The sequence below is a fragment of the Pseudomonas reactans genome (genome assembly GCF_013387025.1).
Taxonomy (GTDB): domain Bacteria; phylum Pseudomonadota; class Gammaproteobacteria; order Pseudomonadales; family Pseudomonadaceae; genus Aquipseudomonas; species Aquipseudomonas reactans.
On sequence record NZ_JACAQP010000037.1, the window covers coordinates 1 to 16,143 of the forward strand.

Genomic DNA, 16,143 nt, shown 5'->3' on the forward strand with positions numbered 1-16,143 from the left:
GCTACTTCAGACCATCCCTAGGCGTTTTTGTCTGGCGAGACAACTTTCTACCGCCAAATTAATAGCTTGCACTTCAATCGGCCTTCAAAACCATCAACAGGGCTTCTTCAGCCAACTGTTCGAGGGTCATGCTGCCTTCTGCGCGGAACCAGGTGGTCGTCCACGACAACGCCCCGGTCAGAAAACGTCGGGTGATAAAGACATCGCCCTTGATGTAACCGGCGTCCTTGGCCTCGCCCAGCACCTGCAGCCACAGCGCCTCATACACGTCACGCAGAGCCAGCACCTGGACCTGGCCATCGGCCGACAGCGAGCGCCATTCGTACACCAGCACCGCCATGGCCTCGCCGCTGCCGCCCATGATCGACTGCAATTCGCAGCGGATCAGCGCCAGCACCCGCTCGCGTACGTTGGTGGCCTCGTCAAGGGACGCGCGCATCATCGCGGTGTTGTAGTGGATGGTTTCTTCCATCACTGCACGCAGGATCTCGTCCTTGCTCTTGAAGTGGTGAAAGATACTGCCGGACTGGATGCCCACGGCGCTGGCCAGGTCGCGCACGGTCGTGCGCTCGAAGCCCTTGTTGCGAAACAAGTGGGCCGCCGTCTGCAGCAGCTTGCCCCGGGCGCTGTCGGGGTCGGTCAATTGGCCGCCGTCGACCATGGTGCGCATCACCCGCAGGGCTTTATGCTCATCCATGCCTCTCTCCTCTACTTCCACGGACGTCTTGGCCGGCAATTTAGGCCGTGGCGGCCAACCAAGCAAGCGCTTGGCTAAAACTTGTGACTGGAGTTTACAAACCAAGCGCTTGCTTGGTAGTCTCGCCCACAGCCATTCGAGGAAGGATTTCTCATGAGCAAGACGGTTCGTATCGGCTGTGCCAGCGCCTTCTGGGGCGACACCTGCACCGCCGCCGCCCAACTGGTGCACGGCGGCATGCTGGATTATCTGGTGTTCGACTACCTGGCGGAAGTCACGATGTCGATCCTCGCCGGCGCGCGCATGAAGGATCCCCAGGCGGGCTACGCCACGGATTTTGTCGACGTGCTCACGCCGTTGTTGGCGGATATCCAACGCCAGGGCATTCGCGTGATTAGCAACGCCGGCGGCATCCATCCACAAGCCTGTGCCGCCGCCCTGCAAGCGGCGTGCGACAAAGCCGGTGTCGAACTCAAAATCGCCGTGCTGCTGGGCGATGACCTGCAACCCCAACTCAAGTATCTGCACGGCATCACCGACATGTTCAACGGCACGCCGTTGCCGCCCGTGTGCGTGTCCGCCAATGCTTACCTCGGCGCACCGGGCATCACCCAGGCACTGGCCTTGGGCGCGGATATCGTCATCACCGGCCGAGTGGTGGACAGCGCCGTGGTCAGCGCGGCGCTGGTGCATGAGTTCGACTGGTCCTGGCAGGACTACGACCGCCTCGCCCAGGCCGCATTGGCCGGGCATATCATCGAATGCGGCGCGCAGTGCACCGGCGGTAATTTCACTGATTGGCGCGACGTGCCGGACTACGCACACATCGGTTTTCCGATCGTTGAAGTCAGCGCCGATGGCCAATTCACCCTCAGTAAGGTCGACGGCACCGGTGGGTTGATCAGCGAACTCAGCGTCGCCGAACAGTTGCTGTATGAAATCGGCGACCCGCGTGCCTATCTGCTGCCGGATGTGATCTGCGACTTCAGCCAGGTCAAATTGCAGCAGCAGGGCAAAAACTGCGTGCGCCTGCATGGCGCCAAGGGCTTGCCGCCCACCGATCAGTACAAGGTCAGCGCGACCTACCCGGACGGCTTCCGCTGCACCGCCAGTTGCCTGATCGCCGGAATCGAGGCGGTGGCGAAGGCCAAGCGGGTCAGCCAGGCAATCATCGACAAGACCTCGGAGCTGTTCAGCCAACGCGGCTGGGCGCCGTACACCGAGGTGAATATCGAACTGCTTGGCAGTGAAGCGACCTATGGCGCCCACGCAAGGCGCCAGGACTGCCGCGAAGTGGTGGTAAAACTGGCGGTGCGTCACCCGAGCAAACCGGCGCTGGTACTGTTCGCCCGAGAGATCGCCCAAGCCGCCACCGGCATGGCGCCGGGCCTGACCGGCATCGTCGGCGGACGACCGACCGTGTACCCGCTGATCCGGCTGTTTTCATTCCTGATCGATAAATCCGCCTGCGAGTTGGTGGTCGACTTCCAGGGCAAACATCACACCTGCACGCTGCCGGTTGCCGACGCCCCCGCCCTGCCTGATGCACCGATTGACCCGCCCAAACCCCAAGGCCGCGCCGACGCCAGCGTGCCACTGGTGAAACTGGCCGTGGCGCGCTCCGGCGACAAGGGCAACCACAGCAATATCGGCGTGATCGCACGCGATCCCGAGTACTTGCCATGGATCGCCGAAGCGCTGACCCCGGAAGTGATCGTCGACTGGATGGGCCACGTGTTGGACCCCGTGCACGGTCGCGTCGAGCGCTGGTATTTGCCCGGCAGCCACAGCCTCAACTTCCTGCTGGAAAACGCCCTGGGCGGCGGCGGTATCGCCAGCCTGCGCATCGACCCGCAAGGCAAGGCCTTCGCCCAGCAACTGCTGGAAATCCCGATTGCCGTGCCGCAACACATCGCCGATTCACTCACCTGACAGGAGCATTGCCGTGGCCTTCGACTCGATCTTCAAAGCCAACCTGTTCCAAGGGCACACCGTGATCGTCACCGGCGGCGGCAGCGGTATTGGCCGCTGCACCGCCCACGAACTGGCAGCCCTGGGCGCCAAGGTGGTCCTGGTGGGACGCAAGCCGGAAAAGCTGCAGAACGTTGCGATAGAGATCGCCGAAGATGGCGGCAGCGCCGCGTGGCAGGCCTGCGATATTCGTGATGAAGAGGCCGTCAAGGCGCTGGTCAAACACATCATTCATGAGCACGGACCGATCCACGGCCTGGTCAACAATGCGGGTGGCCAATACCCGTCGCCGCTGGCCGCGATCAATCAAAAAGGCTTCGAAACCGTACTGCGCACCAACCTGGTCGGCGGTTTCCTGATGGCGCGGGAAGTGTTCAATCAATCCATGAGCAAGCACGGCGGCGCCATCGTCAACATGCTCGCCGACATGTGGGGCGGCATGCCTGGCATGGGCCACTCCGGCGCGGCGCGTGCCGGCATGGACAATTTCACCAAGACCGCCGCCTTTGAATGGGGTTATGCCGGTGTACGCGTGAATGCCGTGGCGCCGGGCTGGATTGCCTCCAGCGGCATGGACACCTATGAAGGCGCGTTCAAGGCGGTGATCCCGACGTTGCGCGAACACGTACCGCTCAAGCGTATCGGCACCGAATCGGAAGTCAGCGCGGCCATCGTGTTCCTGCTCAGCCCCGCCGCCGCCTTTATCAGCGGCAGCACCTTGCGCATCGACGGCGCGGCCAGCCTGGGCAGCCGCGCCTGGCCGCTGCACAAGGCGCAGGCACCGAGCGAACCGTTCAATGGTTTTCATCGTGCCTACCTGCCGGATGTGCTCAAGGCGGAGCAATAGACCATGCCGGTGATTGAATCCCTGATCGACGCCCACAGCGCCCAGTTCGCGCAAAACCGCGAGGCCATGCTCGCGGCCATCGCCCAACTTCACCAGTTGGAACACAACCTGCTCGCCAAGGCTCAGGAAGCCAAGCCCAAGTTCGACAAACGCGGCCAACTGCTGCCCCGCGAGCGCCTCAACCGGCTGCTGGACCCCGGCGCGCCATTCCTGGAACTGGCCAGCCTGGCCGGCTACAAGCTGCACGATGACAAGGACGGCAGCGCCGCCGGCGGTGGGCTGATCGCCGGCATCGGCTACGTCAGCGGCGTGCGCATGCTGGTGGTAGCCAACAATAGCGCGATCAAGGGCGGCACCATTTCCCCCACCGGCCTGAAGAAGTCCCTGCGCCTGCAACAGATCGCCATGGAGAACAAACTGCCGGTGGTGACCCTGGCCGAAAGCGGCGGCGCCAACCTCAACTATGCCGCCGAAATTTTCGTCGAAGGCGCGCGCAGCTTCGCCAACCAGGCGCGGATGTCGGCCATGGGCTTGCCGCAGATCACCGTGGTGCACGGCTCGGCCACGGCCGGTGGTGCGTATCAGCCTGGGCTGTCGGATTACGTGGTGGTGGTGCGTGGCCGGGCCAAGCTGTTCCTCGCCGGGCCGCCGCTGCTAAAGGCCGCGACCGGTGAAGTGGCGACGGATGAGGAACTGGGCGGCGCCGAGATGCACGCACAAGTCGCCGGCACCGCCGAATACCTGGCGGAAAACGATGCGGACGGTGTGCGTATCGCGCGGGAGATCGTCGGCCTGTTGCCCTGGAATGATCGCCTGCCACTGACACCAAAACAGACCTACGCAGAGCCTCTGTATCCCATCGAGGAACTGCTGGGCCTGATCCCCGACGACCCGAAAAAACCGTACGACGTCCGCGAGATCCTCGCCCGCCTGGCCGACGGCTCACACTTCCTCGAATTCAAAGGCGAGCTCGATGCCCACACCGTCTGCGGCCACCTGCACCTCCAGGGCCGTGCCGTCGGCGTGATCGGCAACAACGGCCCGATCACGCCCAAAGGCGCGAGCAAGGCCGCGCAATTTATCCAACTGTGCGACCAGAGCCGCACGCCGCTGCTGTTCCTGCACAACACCACCGGTTTCATGGTCGGCACCGAGTCGGAGCAGCAAGGCGTGATCAAGCACGGCGCGAAGATGATCCAGGCGGTGGCCAATGCACGGGTGCCTAAACTGACGATAGTGGTCGGTGGTTCTTATGGCGCCGGCAACTATGCGATGTGCGGCCGTGGGCTCGACCCGCGCTTCATTTTCGCCTGGCCCAACAGCCGCACGGCGGTGATGGGCGGTGCGCAGGCGGGCAAGGTGCTGCGTATTGTCACCGAGGCCAAGCAGTTGAAGGACGGCCTGGTGCCGGATCCCAAGGTGTTGGACATGTTGGAGCAGGTCACCGCGCAGAAGCTCGACAGCCAGTCCACCGCGCTCTACGGCAGCGCGAACCTATGGGATGACGGGCTGATTGATCCACGGGATACGCGAACCTTGCTGGGCTTTCTGCTGGATATCTGCCACGAGGCCGAGGTGCGTGAGTTGCAGGCCAATACCTTCGGTGCAGCGCGTTTTTAGGAGAACCATAAAAATGATCTTTACCCAGGAACACCAAGAGCTGCGCCGCACCGTCCGCGCCTTCGTCGACCGCGAGATCAACCCCCATGTGGACGAGTGGGAAAAAGCCGGGCGCTTTCCCATCCACGAGATTTTCCGCAAGGCCGGTGACCTCGGCCTGTTGGGCATCTCCAAGCCGGAGCAATTCGGCGGCATGGGCCTGGACTACAGCTACTCCATCGTCGCCGCCGAAGAATTCGGCACCATCCACTGCGGCGGCATCCCCATGTCCATCGGCGTGCAGACCGATATGTGCACGCCCGCCCTCGCCCGCTTCGGTAGCGATGAACTGCGCGACGAATTCCTGCGCCCGGCGATCAGCGGCGAGCAGGTGGGCTGCATCGGCGTCTCGGAAACCGGCGCCGGCTCCGACGTGGCCGGGCTCAAGACCCACGCGCGCAAGGACGGCGACGACTACGTGATCAACGGCAGCAAAATGTGGATCACCAACTCGCCCAGCGCCGACTTCATCTGCCTGCTGGCCAACACCTCCGACGACAAGCCGCACATCAACAAATCGCTGATCATGGTGCCGATGAACACCCCCGGCATCAGCGTCAGCCCACCCCTGGAAAAACTCGGCATGCACAGCTCCGAGACTGCCCAGGTATTCTTCGACGGCGTGCGCGTGCCTCAGCGCAACCGCATCGGCCACGAAGGCGCGGGGTTCATGATGCAGATGCTGCAGTTTCAGGAAGAACGCCTGTTTGGCGCAGCCAATATGATCAAGGGCCTTGAGCACTGTATCGACAGCACCATCGAATACTGCAAAGAGCGCCAGACCTTCGGCAAGGCGCTGATCGACAACCAGGTCATCCACTTTCGCCTGGCCGAACTCGCCACCGAAATCGAATGCCTGCGCGCGCTGGTCTACCAGGCCACCGAGCAATACATCAAAGGCCAGGACGTGACCCGCCTGGCCTCCATGGCCAAGCTCAAGGCCGGGCGCCTGGGCCGTGAAGTCAGCGACAGTTGCCTGCAATACTGGGGCGGCATGGGCTTCATGTGGGACAACCCCGTGGCCCGCGCCTATCGCGATGTGCGCCTGGTGTCGATCGGCGGCGGCGCCGACGAAATCATGCTGGGCATCATCTGCAAATTGATGGGCACCTTGCCGGGGAAAAAATCATGAACACCCTGCTGCTTGAACCGCACAACGGTGTGCTGCACATCACCCTCAACCGACCGGAATGCCGCAACGCGATGAGCCTGGCAATGGTCAATGAACTGCGCAACGTGCTGGCGCAGTTGGACAGCCAGACCCGGGCCGTGGTCATCAGCGGCGCAGGCGGGCACTTCTGCGCCGGGGCGGATGTGAAGGACCTGGTCATCGCGGGGCATCAACTACAGGCACTGAACCGGGCATTTGGCACCTTGCTGCAAGCAGTGGAAGCCGTGCCGCAAGTGGTGATCGTGGTGCTGCAAGGCGCGGTGCTGGGCGGCGGTTTTGGGCTGGCGTGCGTGAGCGATATTGCGATTGCCGATCACCAGGCGCAATTCGGCCTGCCGGAAACCAGCCTGGGCTTGTTGCCGGCGCAGATTGCCCCGTTTGTGGTGAAGCGAATTGGCCTGACCCAGACACGCCGCTTGGCACTCACCGCCGCGCGCTTTGATGGCGTAGAGGCCGAGCGACTGGGTGTCGTGCACTTCACCGAGCGTGATCCGCAGGCGCTGGCAGAACGATTGGATGAAGTATTGGGCCAGGTACTGAAGTGTGCGCCAGGCGCCAATGCACGGACCAAAGCGCTGCTGCTCGCGAGCGTGGATGAGCCGCTTGAAACGGTGCTGGATCGCGGAGCGCAGTGGTTTGCCGAAGCGGTGAGGAGTGAGGAAGGGATTGAGGGGACGCAGGCGTTTGTGCAGAAGCGGAAACCGAAGTGGTGCAGATGACGCCTTCGCGGGCAAGCCCGCTCCCACATTTTGAACCGAGCACACCCCATACAACACCGGCCGGCTACCAGGCCGCCGCGTTTTTGATTTTGATCTGGAGCGCCCCGTCAAACACGCTGGNNTTAGCCGCCCCGCGCCATGGATGGCGCGTGGCGGCGGCCCACGGATTCAAGCCGGAGTGAGGGCACACCGAGCCTAAGCGAGGTGCCGAGTGTTGGGGCGAGGACCTTTTGGTTACTTTTGGGTCCTTCCAAAAGTGACCCGCTGTAAGAGCGGAACCCTAAGTGGCCGTTACCTAAATAACGGATATGTACCCGGAGCAAGAAATGCCAAAGCTCACCAAAATCCTCATCGCCAACCGCGGCGAAATCGCCTGCCGCATCCACCGCACCGCCCAGGCCTTGGGCTATCGCACCGTGGCCATCTACAGCGACGCCGACGCCCAAGCCCTGCACGTCCAGATGGCCGACGAAGCCGTCCACATCGGCCCGGCCCCCGTCCACCAGTCCTACCTCAACATCGAAGCCATCCTCAACGCCGCCAAACGCACAGGCGCCGACGCCATCCACCCCGGCTACGGCTTCCTCTCCGAAAACCCCGACTTCGCCCGCGCCTGCCAACACGCCGGCCTCACCTTCATCGGCCCCAGCGTCGAGGCCATCGAACTGATGGGCAGCAAACGCCTGTCCAAACTCGCCATGCTCGAAGCCGGCGTGCCCTGTATCGCCGGCTACCAAGGCAGCGCCCAGGACGATCTCACCCTGCAACAGGAAGCCGACCGCATCGGCTACCCGCTGATGATCAAGGCCAGCGCCGGCGGCGGCGGTCGCGGCATGCGCCTCGTGCACCAATCAAAAGACCTGCTGGACAACCTGCACACCGCCCGCTCGGAAGCCAAAAACGCCTTCGGCAGCGACGAACTGATCCTCGAACACGCCCTGATTGACCCGCGCCACGTCGAAATCCAGCTGTTTGGCGACAGCCACGGCCACCTCATTTACCTCGGCGAGCGCGACTGTTCGATCCAGCGTCGCCATCAAAAAGTCATCGAAGAAGCCCCCTGCCCTGTCATGACGCCCGAACTGCGCCAAGCCATGGGTGAAGCCGCGCTGAAGGCCGGGCGCGCGGTGAACTACATCGGCGCCGGCACCGTGGAGTTTCTGCTCGACCGCGACGGCCGGTTCTACTTCCTGGAAATGAACACGCGCCTGCAAGTGGAACACCCGGTGACCGAACTGATCACCGGCCTGGACCTGGTGGACTGGCAACTGCAGATCGCCGCCGGCCAACCGCTGCCGCTGACACAGGCCGACGTCACCCTAAACGGTCACGCCATGGAGGTGCGCCTGTACGCCGAAGACCCGGCCCAAGGCTTCCTGCCGCAAACCGGCGATGTGTTGCGCTGGGACCCCGCCACTGGCGTGCGTATCGACCATGGCGTGATCGAAGGCCAACGCATCAGCCCGTTCTACGACCCGATGCTGGGCAAGATCATCGCCCATGGCGCCACCCGCGAAGAGGCGCGACGCAAATTGCTACGGGCGGTGGAAGACACGGTGCTGCTGGGGGTCGCGACCAACCAGCCGCTGCTGGTGGATTTGCTCAAGCATCCGGACTTTGTCGGCGGCGATTTCAGTACCGGGTTTATCGCTGAGCACTTCAGCGATATCCCAACCCTGACGCCGTTACCCGAACAACTCGCCCTGGCCGCCGCGCTGTTTTACCAGCACAGCGCCAACCAGCATCCCCAAGGCCTGGCGGGATGGCGCAACAACGCCAGCGCGCCTTGTATTTATCGCTTGGAGATCAACGGCGAGATTCACACCATCAGTGCCGAACCCCTGCAACTCATCACAGACGGCCGCCACGTCACCCTGGTGTTCAATGGCATACGGCGCCGCACCGCCTATCACCTCGACGCCAATCAGTTGTGGCTACCCGGCCTCAAGGTGATCAACCGCACCCAGCAAGTCGCCAGCCGCCAGGCCGATGCCAGCAGCGGCACGGTCAAGGCGCCGATGGACGGTGCCATCGTCGACGTGCGGGTCAGCGCCGGCGACAGCGTGACCAAAGGCCAACTGCTGCTGGTGCTCGAAGCCATGAAAATGGAGCATCCGCTGACGGCCGGTATCGACGGCGTGATCAAAGGCGTGCAAGTGATTGCCGGTGATCAGGTGCGCAATCGTCAGGTTCTGCTGGAGATCGTCTGACCCCTAGGCGGAACTACAGGGCCGGGCTACGCTCTATCCCCAACAGAAAGGGAAGAGTACGGGAATCTGCACGATGCCTCATTGGCTGATTATTGACCTTGAAGCCACAACGGATGAAGGCGGCTGGCCCGTGACGGAGATGGAAGTCATCGAGATCGGCGCGAGCCTGGTCAACCGCCAGGGCCGCGAGCTGGATCACTTCCAGCGCTTTGTGCGGCCGCTGCGCCGGCCATTGCTGACGCCCTTTTGTCGCCAACTGACCCACATCACCCAGGCCAACATCGATGGCGCGGCGCCGATTACCGAGGTGTGGCCGCTATTCGAGCGCTGGCTGGGCCAGCATCAGCCACGCCTGGAAGGCTGGGCCAGCTGGGGCGATTACGATCGCAAGCAACTTGAACTGGAATGGCAGCGCCATGGCCTGGCCAGCGCGCTCGCCTCCACGCCCCATGTGAACCTCAAGCAACGCTTCGCCAAGGCCCGCCGCCTGGACAAGCCCCTAGGGCTCAACGGCGCCCTGCAATTGGCGGGGATGCAGTTCCATGGCCAGCAACATCGGGCGCTGGAGGATGCACGCAATACGGCGCGCCTGCTGCCGCTGATTTTGCCGGTCTAGGCAGCTCCTCTGCCCTTGGGCATACTGGACGCCCTTTTTGGTGATGCTTACCTGTAGGAGCGAGCTTGCTCGCGAAGAACGCCCAGGCACCGCGTTTAATCAGATCACCCGCGTTATCGTTGACGATCTTCGCGAGCAAGCTCGCTCCTACAGTAAAGCATCAACCCCTTTTCCGAGGAATCGCCCATGTTTAAAGTCAACGAGTACTTCGACGGCACCGTCAAGTCGATCGCTTTCGGCACCGCAGAAGGTCCGGCGACCATCGGCGTCATGGCCCCCGGCGAATACGAATTCGGCACCGCCCAGCGTGAAATCATGCACGTGGTGTCCGGCGCCCTGACCGTCAAACTGCCGGATGCCAGCGAGTGGGAAACCTTCGCCGCCGGCAGCCAGTTCAACGTACCGGCCAACAGCAAGTTCCAGCTGAAAGTCGCCGTGGACACTGCTTACCTGTGCGAATACCGCGGCTAAGGGTTTCCCGTCAGCAAAAAAATGCCCGTCTCGCAGGAGACGGGCATTTTTTATGGACGTCAAAAACTACTCGAGAATCGTCACCGGCATCCCGACTTCCAACCGCCCGATGCCATCGTTGACCAGGTTCTGGCCGAAAATCGCGCCATCCTCGGTCTTGCGGTAAGCCTCCAGCGTAGCGAAGGGTTCACGGTCTGCGCTGCGCTCGCCGGTCTGCGGGTCAATGGTGGTGAGGATGCAGCGCGAGCACGGCTTGACCGCGCGGAACTCCACGTCGCCGATGCGCAGGCGTTTCCAGCCATCCTCGGCGAAGGCTGCACTGCCCTCGATGACCAGGTTGGGACGAAAGCGCAGCATGTCCATGGGGCGGCCGATGCGGTGGGAAAGATCGTCCAGCGACGCCTGGCCGATCACCAGCAGCGGATAACCGTCGGCAAACGCGACCTGGTCGTCGTCCTTGCCGTAACCGGCCTGGGTGGTGCGGGCGCGTTCAACGGGGATTTGCACCAGCCGCGTCGGCTTGCCGATGAAGTCGCTGACCCAGGCCGCCGCCGCGTCGCCTGCGTCCGGTACGCGCAGAGTGTCACGCCAGATCGTCACACCCCGCAATTCGGCGTCGCTGCCCGGCAGCGCCACATCCAGCGCGGCGTAGCCCGGCGAACTCAGTGTGAGGCCGCCGCTGCTGTTCCACAGCGCCGACAATTGACTCATCTTGGCCACAGCGCGCTGCGTGAGGAACCGCCCGCTGGCTTCATCCACCAGCATCCAGCGTCGGTCCCCGTCCACCCCGAGCTTATCCAGGCCGACCTGCTGCAGGATTTCGGCCTTGCCGGACTTCAAGGGGTAACGGTACAACGCGCTGAGACGAAGCATGGGCCTGCATTCCTGAGGGGCAAAGCCATCACCCTAAGGTCAAGCGGGCACTTCGTCCAGCATCAGACGCTGACGCACCACGTCCACCAGCTTGTCGGGCTGGAATTTGGACAGGAAATTGTCACAGCCGACCTTCTTCACCATCGAGTCGTTGAAGCTGCCGGACAACGAAGTGTGCAGCACCACATACAGACCACGCAGCCGAGGATCGTTGCGAATCTCGGTGGTGAGGCGATAGCCGTCCATCTCGGGCATTTCGGCGTCGGTGAAGATCATCAGCAGTTTGTCGGTCATTACGTGGCCGGCGTCGGCCCAGGCCTTGAGCATGTTCAGCGCCTTGAGACCGTCGCTGGCGATGTGCATCTTCACCCCCAGTTGGCCAAGGGTGTCGCGCAGTTGCGAGAGGGCCACATTGGAGTCATCCACCAGCAGCACTTCACGGCCACGGGCACGCTCCAGCACCGGGTCTTCGAGTTTTTCACGGGAGACCTTGGCGTTGTACGGCACGATCTCGGCCAGGACTTTTTCCACGTCGATGATTTCCACCAACTGGTCGTCGACCTTGCTGATAGCCGTGAGGTAATGCTGGCGACCGGCGCTGGTCGGCGGCGGCAGGATGGCTTCCCAGTTCATGTTGACGATGCGGTCCACGCCGCCCACCAGGAACGCCTGCACCGAGCGGTTGTACTCGGTGACGATAATGGTGCTGTTGGGGCCCGGCACCAGCGGGCGCATGCCGATGGCCTGGGACAGGTCGATCACCGGTAGGGTCTGGCCCCGCAGGTTGACCACGCCGCACACAAACGGATGGCGCTGCGGCATCAAGGTCAGCTTGGGCAGTTGCAGGACTTCCTGCACCTTGAACACGTTGATCGCGAACAGCTGACGCCCAAAGAGGCGGAACATGAGGATCTCCAGGCGATTCTCACCCACCAGTTGCGTGCGTTGATCTACCGTGTCGAGAATGCCGGCCATTAAAAGCTCCTGATGCGCTAAGGGATTGTGCAGCTCACTTAAGGCTTGTTATCGGCGGCAAGCGCCAGACCTTGACCCGTGTAAAATGCCACGTAAATTCATTGATGTCACACTGACATCATGGTTTACTGCGCTGGCCTCTCCAGAGAGCGGTACGGCGACGTTGCACGACATTCAACTCGATGCAAAGTTCCGCCATGTAAGGGATTCCCCTATGCACAATCAGGCCCAACCTGATATTCGCAATATCTAATAGCCATTAATGTGACGCCATTCTCAATGCATGAATGGAGTCAGGCTTTTGTTTGCCATCCCAAGCCCACGGCCCACGGGCCTTCCAGACATCCAGATGTCGGCAATTGAAGGTGTGCAATTGACCCCGCTTATGAGGGCCGCGCACAGCCGTCGCCGTCATTCTAATAAACGTCTTACTAAAAACTCAGAAGCAACCTACAGATTCCAGTCATATTTCAGCGCTACTTTTAAGCCATTCACCCGGTGCGACATCTCATCACCCGACCTTATGTTGTGGAGACTTGCATGATGAACGACGGTAACGAGTGGCAACTTGCTCTTCCCGAATTCCTGCATGAAGCTGAAAAGCTGCTGGTCAAGTCGGAAGAGTGCCTGAGCCACCTGCACTTGATCCGAAACGACAGTGACGCCATCGACTGCATGAAGATCAGCCTGATCAAGCTCGCTGAAAAGGCCGATTGCCTAGCCCTGCAAGCGATCAGCGAATTCTCGCGGCATATCCAGTACCTGATCGCCAATGCCGAAAGCCCGTTGCAACTGCATGATCAAGCCTTGAACGCCTTGGAAGAATGCCTGAAATTGCTGGCCTGGCAGCTGGAGTTGATTGATGTGAAAACAGGTCAATTGGCGCTGGACGAAACTGAGCAGACGACGTTGATTGCTACCGTAACACTGCATATTCCGCAAAAGAATTTCAGTTTTAAACCGCAGCAACGTATGCACCACGTGTCTTGAGCGGATATCGGGTCGCGTTTAAACCGGAAGTTGTCTGAAAACGACACCCCTCATTAATCCAGTTGAGCTGAATCGCGCGGGCAAAGATATCAATTAGCCAGTAACGGTAATATCGATACATCCAAACAGAAATAATATAACTCCCCTACTCCATGAACTCTGGGAATACCGCCCGGAGCATTTGCGCAGTTAATAACCTTGCCAGGCACGGCACAAGGCGACCAACGGTAATAGTGGTGGTACTATGCGCCACTCGAAGTGGCTCAACTTCATCATGCATAAAAACGATTCGATAACGCGTCCCAAACAGAGCCCTGTCAGCCGCCGTGACCGGACTTCCCGCAGCGAACCTTCATTGGCTCCATCCGCTATGTACGCCTACCTCAAGACACTCATCGCAAGGTCCGCGTCCCGCAGTAATGCACGCCGTCTGATCCTCGCCCTGTGCCTTGGCTCGCTGCTGCTGAGCCTGTGGGCCTACAGTTTCTCCGCCGCTTTACCGTTGCTGGTGCTACTCAACCTGGCCACGCTGGTGGTGGTTGGCTTGCAACAGTGGCACTCGCGCAAATCCATCAAGTTCCAGCCCCAGGAACTGGCCGATCGCTTGCTGCAAGTGCAGGAAAACGAACGCCACCGCCTCAGCCGCGAATTGCATGACGACATCGGCCAACTGCTCACCGCCGCCAAGCTGCAAAGTGAATGGCTCAAGCGTCGCCTGCCCGAAGACTTGCAAAGCCAGTGCACGGTGCTGTGCAACACCCTCAATGAAACCCTGGCCAAGGTGCGTGACGTCTCCGCCATCCTCAACCCTCGCCAACTGGCCAGCCTGGGCTTGGAAGCCAGCCTGCGCGCGCACCTGCTCAAGACCCTGGAAAACACCCCCATTCACTGGAGCCTGGAATGCCAGCAGCGGCTCACCGGCATTCCGGAAGAAATGGCCGTAGCGGCCTTTCGCATCACCCAGGAAGCGGTGACCAACATGCTACGCCATGCCCAGGCGCGCAATCTGCTGGTACGCCTGCAACGCCTGCCCGAGGGCCTGTCGCTGAGTATCTGCGATGACGGCCAGGGCTTTTCGCCGGCCATCAACCCGGGCCTGGAAGGCCAACGGGGCATGGCCGGCATGTCAGAGCGGATTGATCAGCTTGGCGGTTCGTTATCCGTCAACAGCCAGCCAGGCAAAGGGACACGGATCGACGCGCTTTTCCCCTGGGCGCCCCGCGCCCTCGAACGGGCCAGTTCCCCTAAGGTTATCGAGTGACCTGCACATTACTCCTGGTGGATGACCATGCACTGATCCGGGCCGGCGTACGCGCGCTGGTCCAGGACATTCCCGGCTACACGGTGGTCGGTGAGGCCAGCGATGGCGCACAGTTGCTGGAGCAGTTCAGCGCCCTGCTGCCGGATATCGTGCTGCTGGACCTGTCGATGAAACACACCGGTGGGCTGGATGCCTTGCAGCAACTCAAGCGCGCCTACCCCAAGAGCCGCGTGCTGATCCTGTCGATGCACACTGACCCGGAACTGATCATGTGCGCACTGGAATCCGGCGCCCATGGCTACCTGCTCAAGGACACCACCGCCAACGAGCTGGAACACGCGCTGCTAGCCCTGCGCAACAACGAGCGCTACCTGAGCCCGGCGATTGCCCACACGGTGATCAACCAGGCGCTGGTGCGCAGCCAGGGCCCCACCACCCCGGCCGGCCACAGCCACAACCTCACGGCGCGGCAGCTGGAGATTCTGCGGTTGATCGTGCGCGGCAAGTCCACCCGGGAAATCGCCCACGGCTTGGGCTTGAGCATCAAGACCGTGGAAGCTCACCGCTCGCAAATCATGAAACGTCTGCAGATTTTCGACGTGGCCGGCCTGGTGTTATTTGCGGTGCGCGAGCAGATCATCAGCCTGGACGACTAACGGCGAATCCACCGGCAGGTGCACGCGCAGGGCCTTGGGCAACGCCTCGAAGTGCAGGTCATCGCCCTCCAGCGGTTCGCCGTCCAGATTGATGTACAGGCCCTGTGCGACCTTGATATTCACCCATGGCAGGCGCGCCCGCACAAACATGGTGTCGAGGCCCCAGCCGTTGTTCATCAACTCGCGCAAGGTACCGACCACCTCCTGAGGGGCGGGCAAGATGCTGACATCCAGCAAGCCATCATCGGCCATGGCGCCTGGGCACAGCTCATGGCCGCCGCCCGCTTGGCGACCGTTGCCGATGCCCAGGGCGAGCAGCTCGCCTTTCCAGTGGAAATCGGGGCCATCGAGTTCGGCGTAGGCAGCCTTTAACTCGCTGAAGCGGGTCAGGCCGGTGAACAGGTACGCGGCGCCGCCCAGGACTTTCTTCAAATCTTCGGAGGTGTTGGCGGTGACTTGGCTGCCAAAACCGCCGGTGGCCATGTTGAGGAAGATTTGCCCGCCAACCTGGCCGAGGTCGATGGCCCTTGGCGGTACGTCCAGCAGTGCCAGGGCCTGGGCAGGCTCCAGCGGCACGCCGGCGGCCTTGGCGAAGTCGTTGGCGGTGCCCAGGGGCATCAACACCAGGCTGGCGTCGGTCTTGGCTTGGGCCATGGCTTCGGCGACGTCGCGCAAGGTGCCGTCGCCGCCGCCGGCGATGATGTGGGTGTAGCCGTCGGCCAGGGCTTCGTTGACCAGGCGTTGGGCGTCGCCGCCTTCCCATGTGACCCGCACCGCCAACTCGCCGCCCTGCTCGCGCCGTGCCTGCACGGCGGTGCGGACGTCCTCGTTGAGGGCTTGCTTGCCGTGGAGGATCAACAGGGCTTTGGGGGTGGTCATTGCGGGAATCTCCTGATTCAAGGGTGCTTGGAGGATGTGGACCTTGGGCGGGGAGAAAAAAGCCATTGGGATTGGAAATTATTTGTTGGTCTATGCGGGGGCATATCCGTTTCTGCGGTAACGGCTGCTATTGGTTCCGCTCTTACAG

15 protein-coding genes are annotated in these 16,143 nt (G+C 62.0%); 11 read left to right on the forward strand and 4 right to left on the reverse strand.

The genetic code is table 11. From position 1 onward, the window contains the following. Positions 1–73 precede the first annotated feature (73 nt). Positions 74–697, reverse strand: a complete 624-nt coding sequence (locus HX793_RS26945) for a TetR/AcrR family transcriptional regulator (protein ID WP_177053608.1) — start codon at positions 695–697, stop codon at positions 74–76. Between the two features lie 153 nt (positions 698–850). Here HX793_RS26945 and HX793_RS26950 point away from each other — a divergent pair, with 153 nt between their 5' ends. The 8 genes from HX793_RS26950 (at position 851) to ppnP (ending at position 10,361) form a co-directional block, all read left to right on the forward strand. Further along, on the forward strand, positions 851–2,629 hold the full coding sequence (locus HX793_RS26950) for an acyclic terpene utilization AtuA family protein (protein WP_177097337.1): 1,779 nt from the start codon (positions 851–853) through the stop codon (positions 2,627–2,629). A gap of 13 nt (positions 2,630–2,642) precedes the next feature. Next, a complete protein-coding gene (locus HX793_RS26955; RefSeq protein ID WP_177097339.1) occupies positions 2,643–3,515 on the forward strand; it encodes an SDR family oxidoreductase in 873 nt (290 codons plus the stop codon). Positions 3,516–3,518: 3 nt separating this feature from the next. Further along, a complete protein-coding gene (gene atuC, locus HX793_RS26960) occupies positions 3,519–5,135 on the forward strand; it encodes a geranyl-CoA carboxylase subunit beta (RefSeq protein ID WP_177097341.1) in 1,617 nt (538 codons plus the stop codon). Between the two features lie 13 nt (positions 5,136–5,148). Next, positions 5,149–6,306 (forward strand): citronellyl-CoA dehydrogenase, encoded by a 1,158-nt coding sequence (gene atuD, locus HX793_RS26965; RefSeq protein ID WP_177058830.1) that lies wholly within the window; start codon positions 5,149–5,151, stop codon positions 6,304–6,306. After that, positions 6,303–7,064, forward strand: coding sequence for an enoyl-CoA hydratase/isomerase family protein (locus HX793_RS26970; protein WP_177097343.1), 762 nt, complete (start codon positions 6,303–6,305; stop codon positions 7,062–7,064). Before atuD ends, HX793_RS26970 begins: the two co-directional genes overlap by 4 nt. A 326-nt stretch (positions 7,065–7,390) precedes the next feature. Then, positions 7,391–9,274 (forward strand): acetyl-CoA carboxylase biotin carboxylase subunit, encoded by a 1,884-nt coding sequence (locus tag HX793_RS26975; protein ID WP_177058832.1) that lies wholly within the window; start codon positions 7,391–7,393, stop codon positions 9,272–9,274. A gap of 73 nt (positions 9,275–9,347) precedes the next feature. Further along, complete coding sequence (locus tag HX793_RS26980) at positions 9,348–9,890, forward strand: 3'-5' exonuclease (RefSeq protein ID WP_016976325.1); 543 nt, start codon at positions 9,348–9,350, stop codon at positions 9,888–9,890. A 186-nt stretch (positions 9,891–10,076) separates the two neighbouring features. Continuing rightward, positions 10,077–10,361 carry a pyrimidine/purine nucleoside phosphorylase gene (gene ppnP / locus HX793_RS26985; RefSeq protein ID WP_010208796.1) on the forward strand — a complete coding sequence of 95 codons (285 nt, stop codon included), beginning with the start codon at positions 10,077–10,079 and terminating at the stop codon, positions 10,359–10,361. A gap of 66 nt (positions 10,362–10,427) precedes the next feature. On the opposite strand, the gene HX793_RS26990 is transcribed toward ppnP, so the two are convergent. Both HX793_RS26990 and HX793_RS26995 read right to left on the reverse strand, forming a co-directional pair. Continuing rightward, entirely contained in the window at positions 10,428–11,234 is an 807-nt protein-coding gene (locus tag HX793_RS26990; RefSeq protein WP_177097345.1) for an MOSC domain-containing protein, read from the reverse strand. Between the two features lie 39 nt (positions 11,235–11,273). Next, entirely contained in the window at positions 11,274–12,209 is a 936-nt protein-coding gene (locus HX793_RS26995; protein ID WP_016976323.1) for a chemotaxis protein CheV, read from the reverse strand. Positions 12,210–12,749: 540 nt separating this feature from the next. Between HX793_RS26995 and HX793_RS27000 the strand changes: the two genes are divergently transcribed. The 3 genes from HX793_RS27000 (at position 12,750) to HX793_RS27010 (ending at position 15,116) form a co-directional block, all read left to right on the forward strand. After that, entirely contained in the window at positions 12,750–13,199 is a 450-nt protein-coding gene (locus tag HX793_RS27000; RefSeq protein WP_016976322.1) for a hypothetical protein, read from the forward strand. A 370-nt stretch (positions 13,200–13,569) separates the two neighbouring features. Next, positions 13,570–14,460 (forward strand): sensor histidine kinase, encoded by an 891-nt coding sequence (locus HX793_RS27005; RefSeq protein WP_025999739.1) that lies wholly within the window; start codon positions 13,570–13,572, stop codon positions 14,458–14,460. Further along, entirely contained in the window at positions 14,457–15,116 is a 660-nt protein-coding gene (locus HX793_RS27010; protein ID WP_061449176.1) for a response regulator transcription factor, read from the forward strand. Before HX793_RS27005 ends, HX793_RS27010 begins: the two co-directional genes overlap by 4 nt. Here HX793_RS27010 and yegS read toward each other — a convergent pair. After that, on the reverse strand, positions 15,075–15,995 hold the full coding sequence (gene yegS, locus HX793_RS27015) for a lipid kinase YegS (RefSeq protein WP_016976319.1): 921 nt from the start codon (positions 15,993–15,995) through the stop codon (positions 15,075–15,077). The two genes, HX793_RS27010 and yegS, sit on opposite strands and share 42 nt — an antisense overlap. Positions 15,996–16,143 lie beyond the last annotated feature (148 nt).

Coding starts and splice junctions, on each gene's coding strand:
- HX793_RS26945 (WP_177053608.1), bottom strand. CDS start 697: ATGGATGAGCATAAAGCCCTGCGGGTGATGCGCACCATGGTCGACGGC.
- HX793_RS26950 (WP_177097337.1), top strand. CDS start 851: ATGAGCAAGACGGTTCGTATCGGCTGTGCCAGCGCCTTCTGGGGCGAC.
- atuC (WP_177097341.1), top strand. CDS start 3,519: ATGCCGGTGATTGAATCCCTGATCGACGCCCACAGCGCCCAGTTCGCG.
- atuD (WP_177058830.1), top strand. CDS start 5,149: ATGATCTTTACCCAGGAACACCAAGAGCTGCGCCGCACCGTCCGCGCC.
- HX793_RS26970 (WP_177097343.1), top strand. CDS start 6,303: ATGAACACCCTGCTGCTTGAACCGCACAACGGTGTGCTGCACATCACC.
- HX793_RS26975 (WP_177058832.1), top strand. CDS start 7,391: ATGCCAAAGCTCACCAAAATCCTCATCGCCAACCGCGGCGAAATCGCC.
- HX793_RS26980 (WP_016976325.1), top strand. CDS start 9,348: ATGCCTCATTGGCTGATTATTGACCTTGAAGCCACAACGGATGAAGGC.
- ppnP (WP_010208796.1), top strand. CDS start 10,077: ATGTTTAAAGTCAACGAGTACTTCGACGGCACCGTCAAGTCGATCGCT.
- HX793_RS26990 (WP_177097345.1), bottom strand. CDS start 11,234: ATGCTTCGTCTCAGCGCGTTGTACCGTTACCCCTTGAAGTCCGGCAAG.
- HX793_RS26995 (WP_016976323.1), bottom strand. CDS start 12,209: ATGGCCGGCATTCTCGACACGGTAGATCAACGCACGCAACTGGTGGGT.
- HX793_RS27000 (WP_016976322.1), top strand. CDS start 12,750: ATGATGAACGACGGTAACGAGTGGCAACTTGCTCTTCCCGAATTCCTG.
- HX793_RS27005 (WP_025999739.1), top strand. CDS start 13,570: ATGTACGCCTACCTCAAGACACTCATCGCAAGGTCCGCGTCCCGCAGT.
- yegS (WP_016976319.1), bottom strand. CDS start 15,995: ATGACCACCCCCAAAGCCCTGTTGATCCTCCACGGCAAGCAAGCCCTC.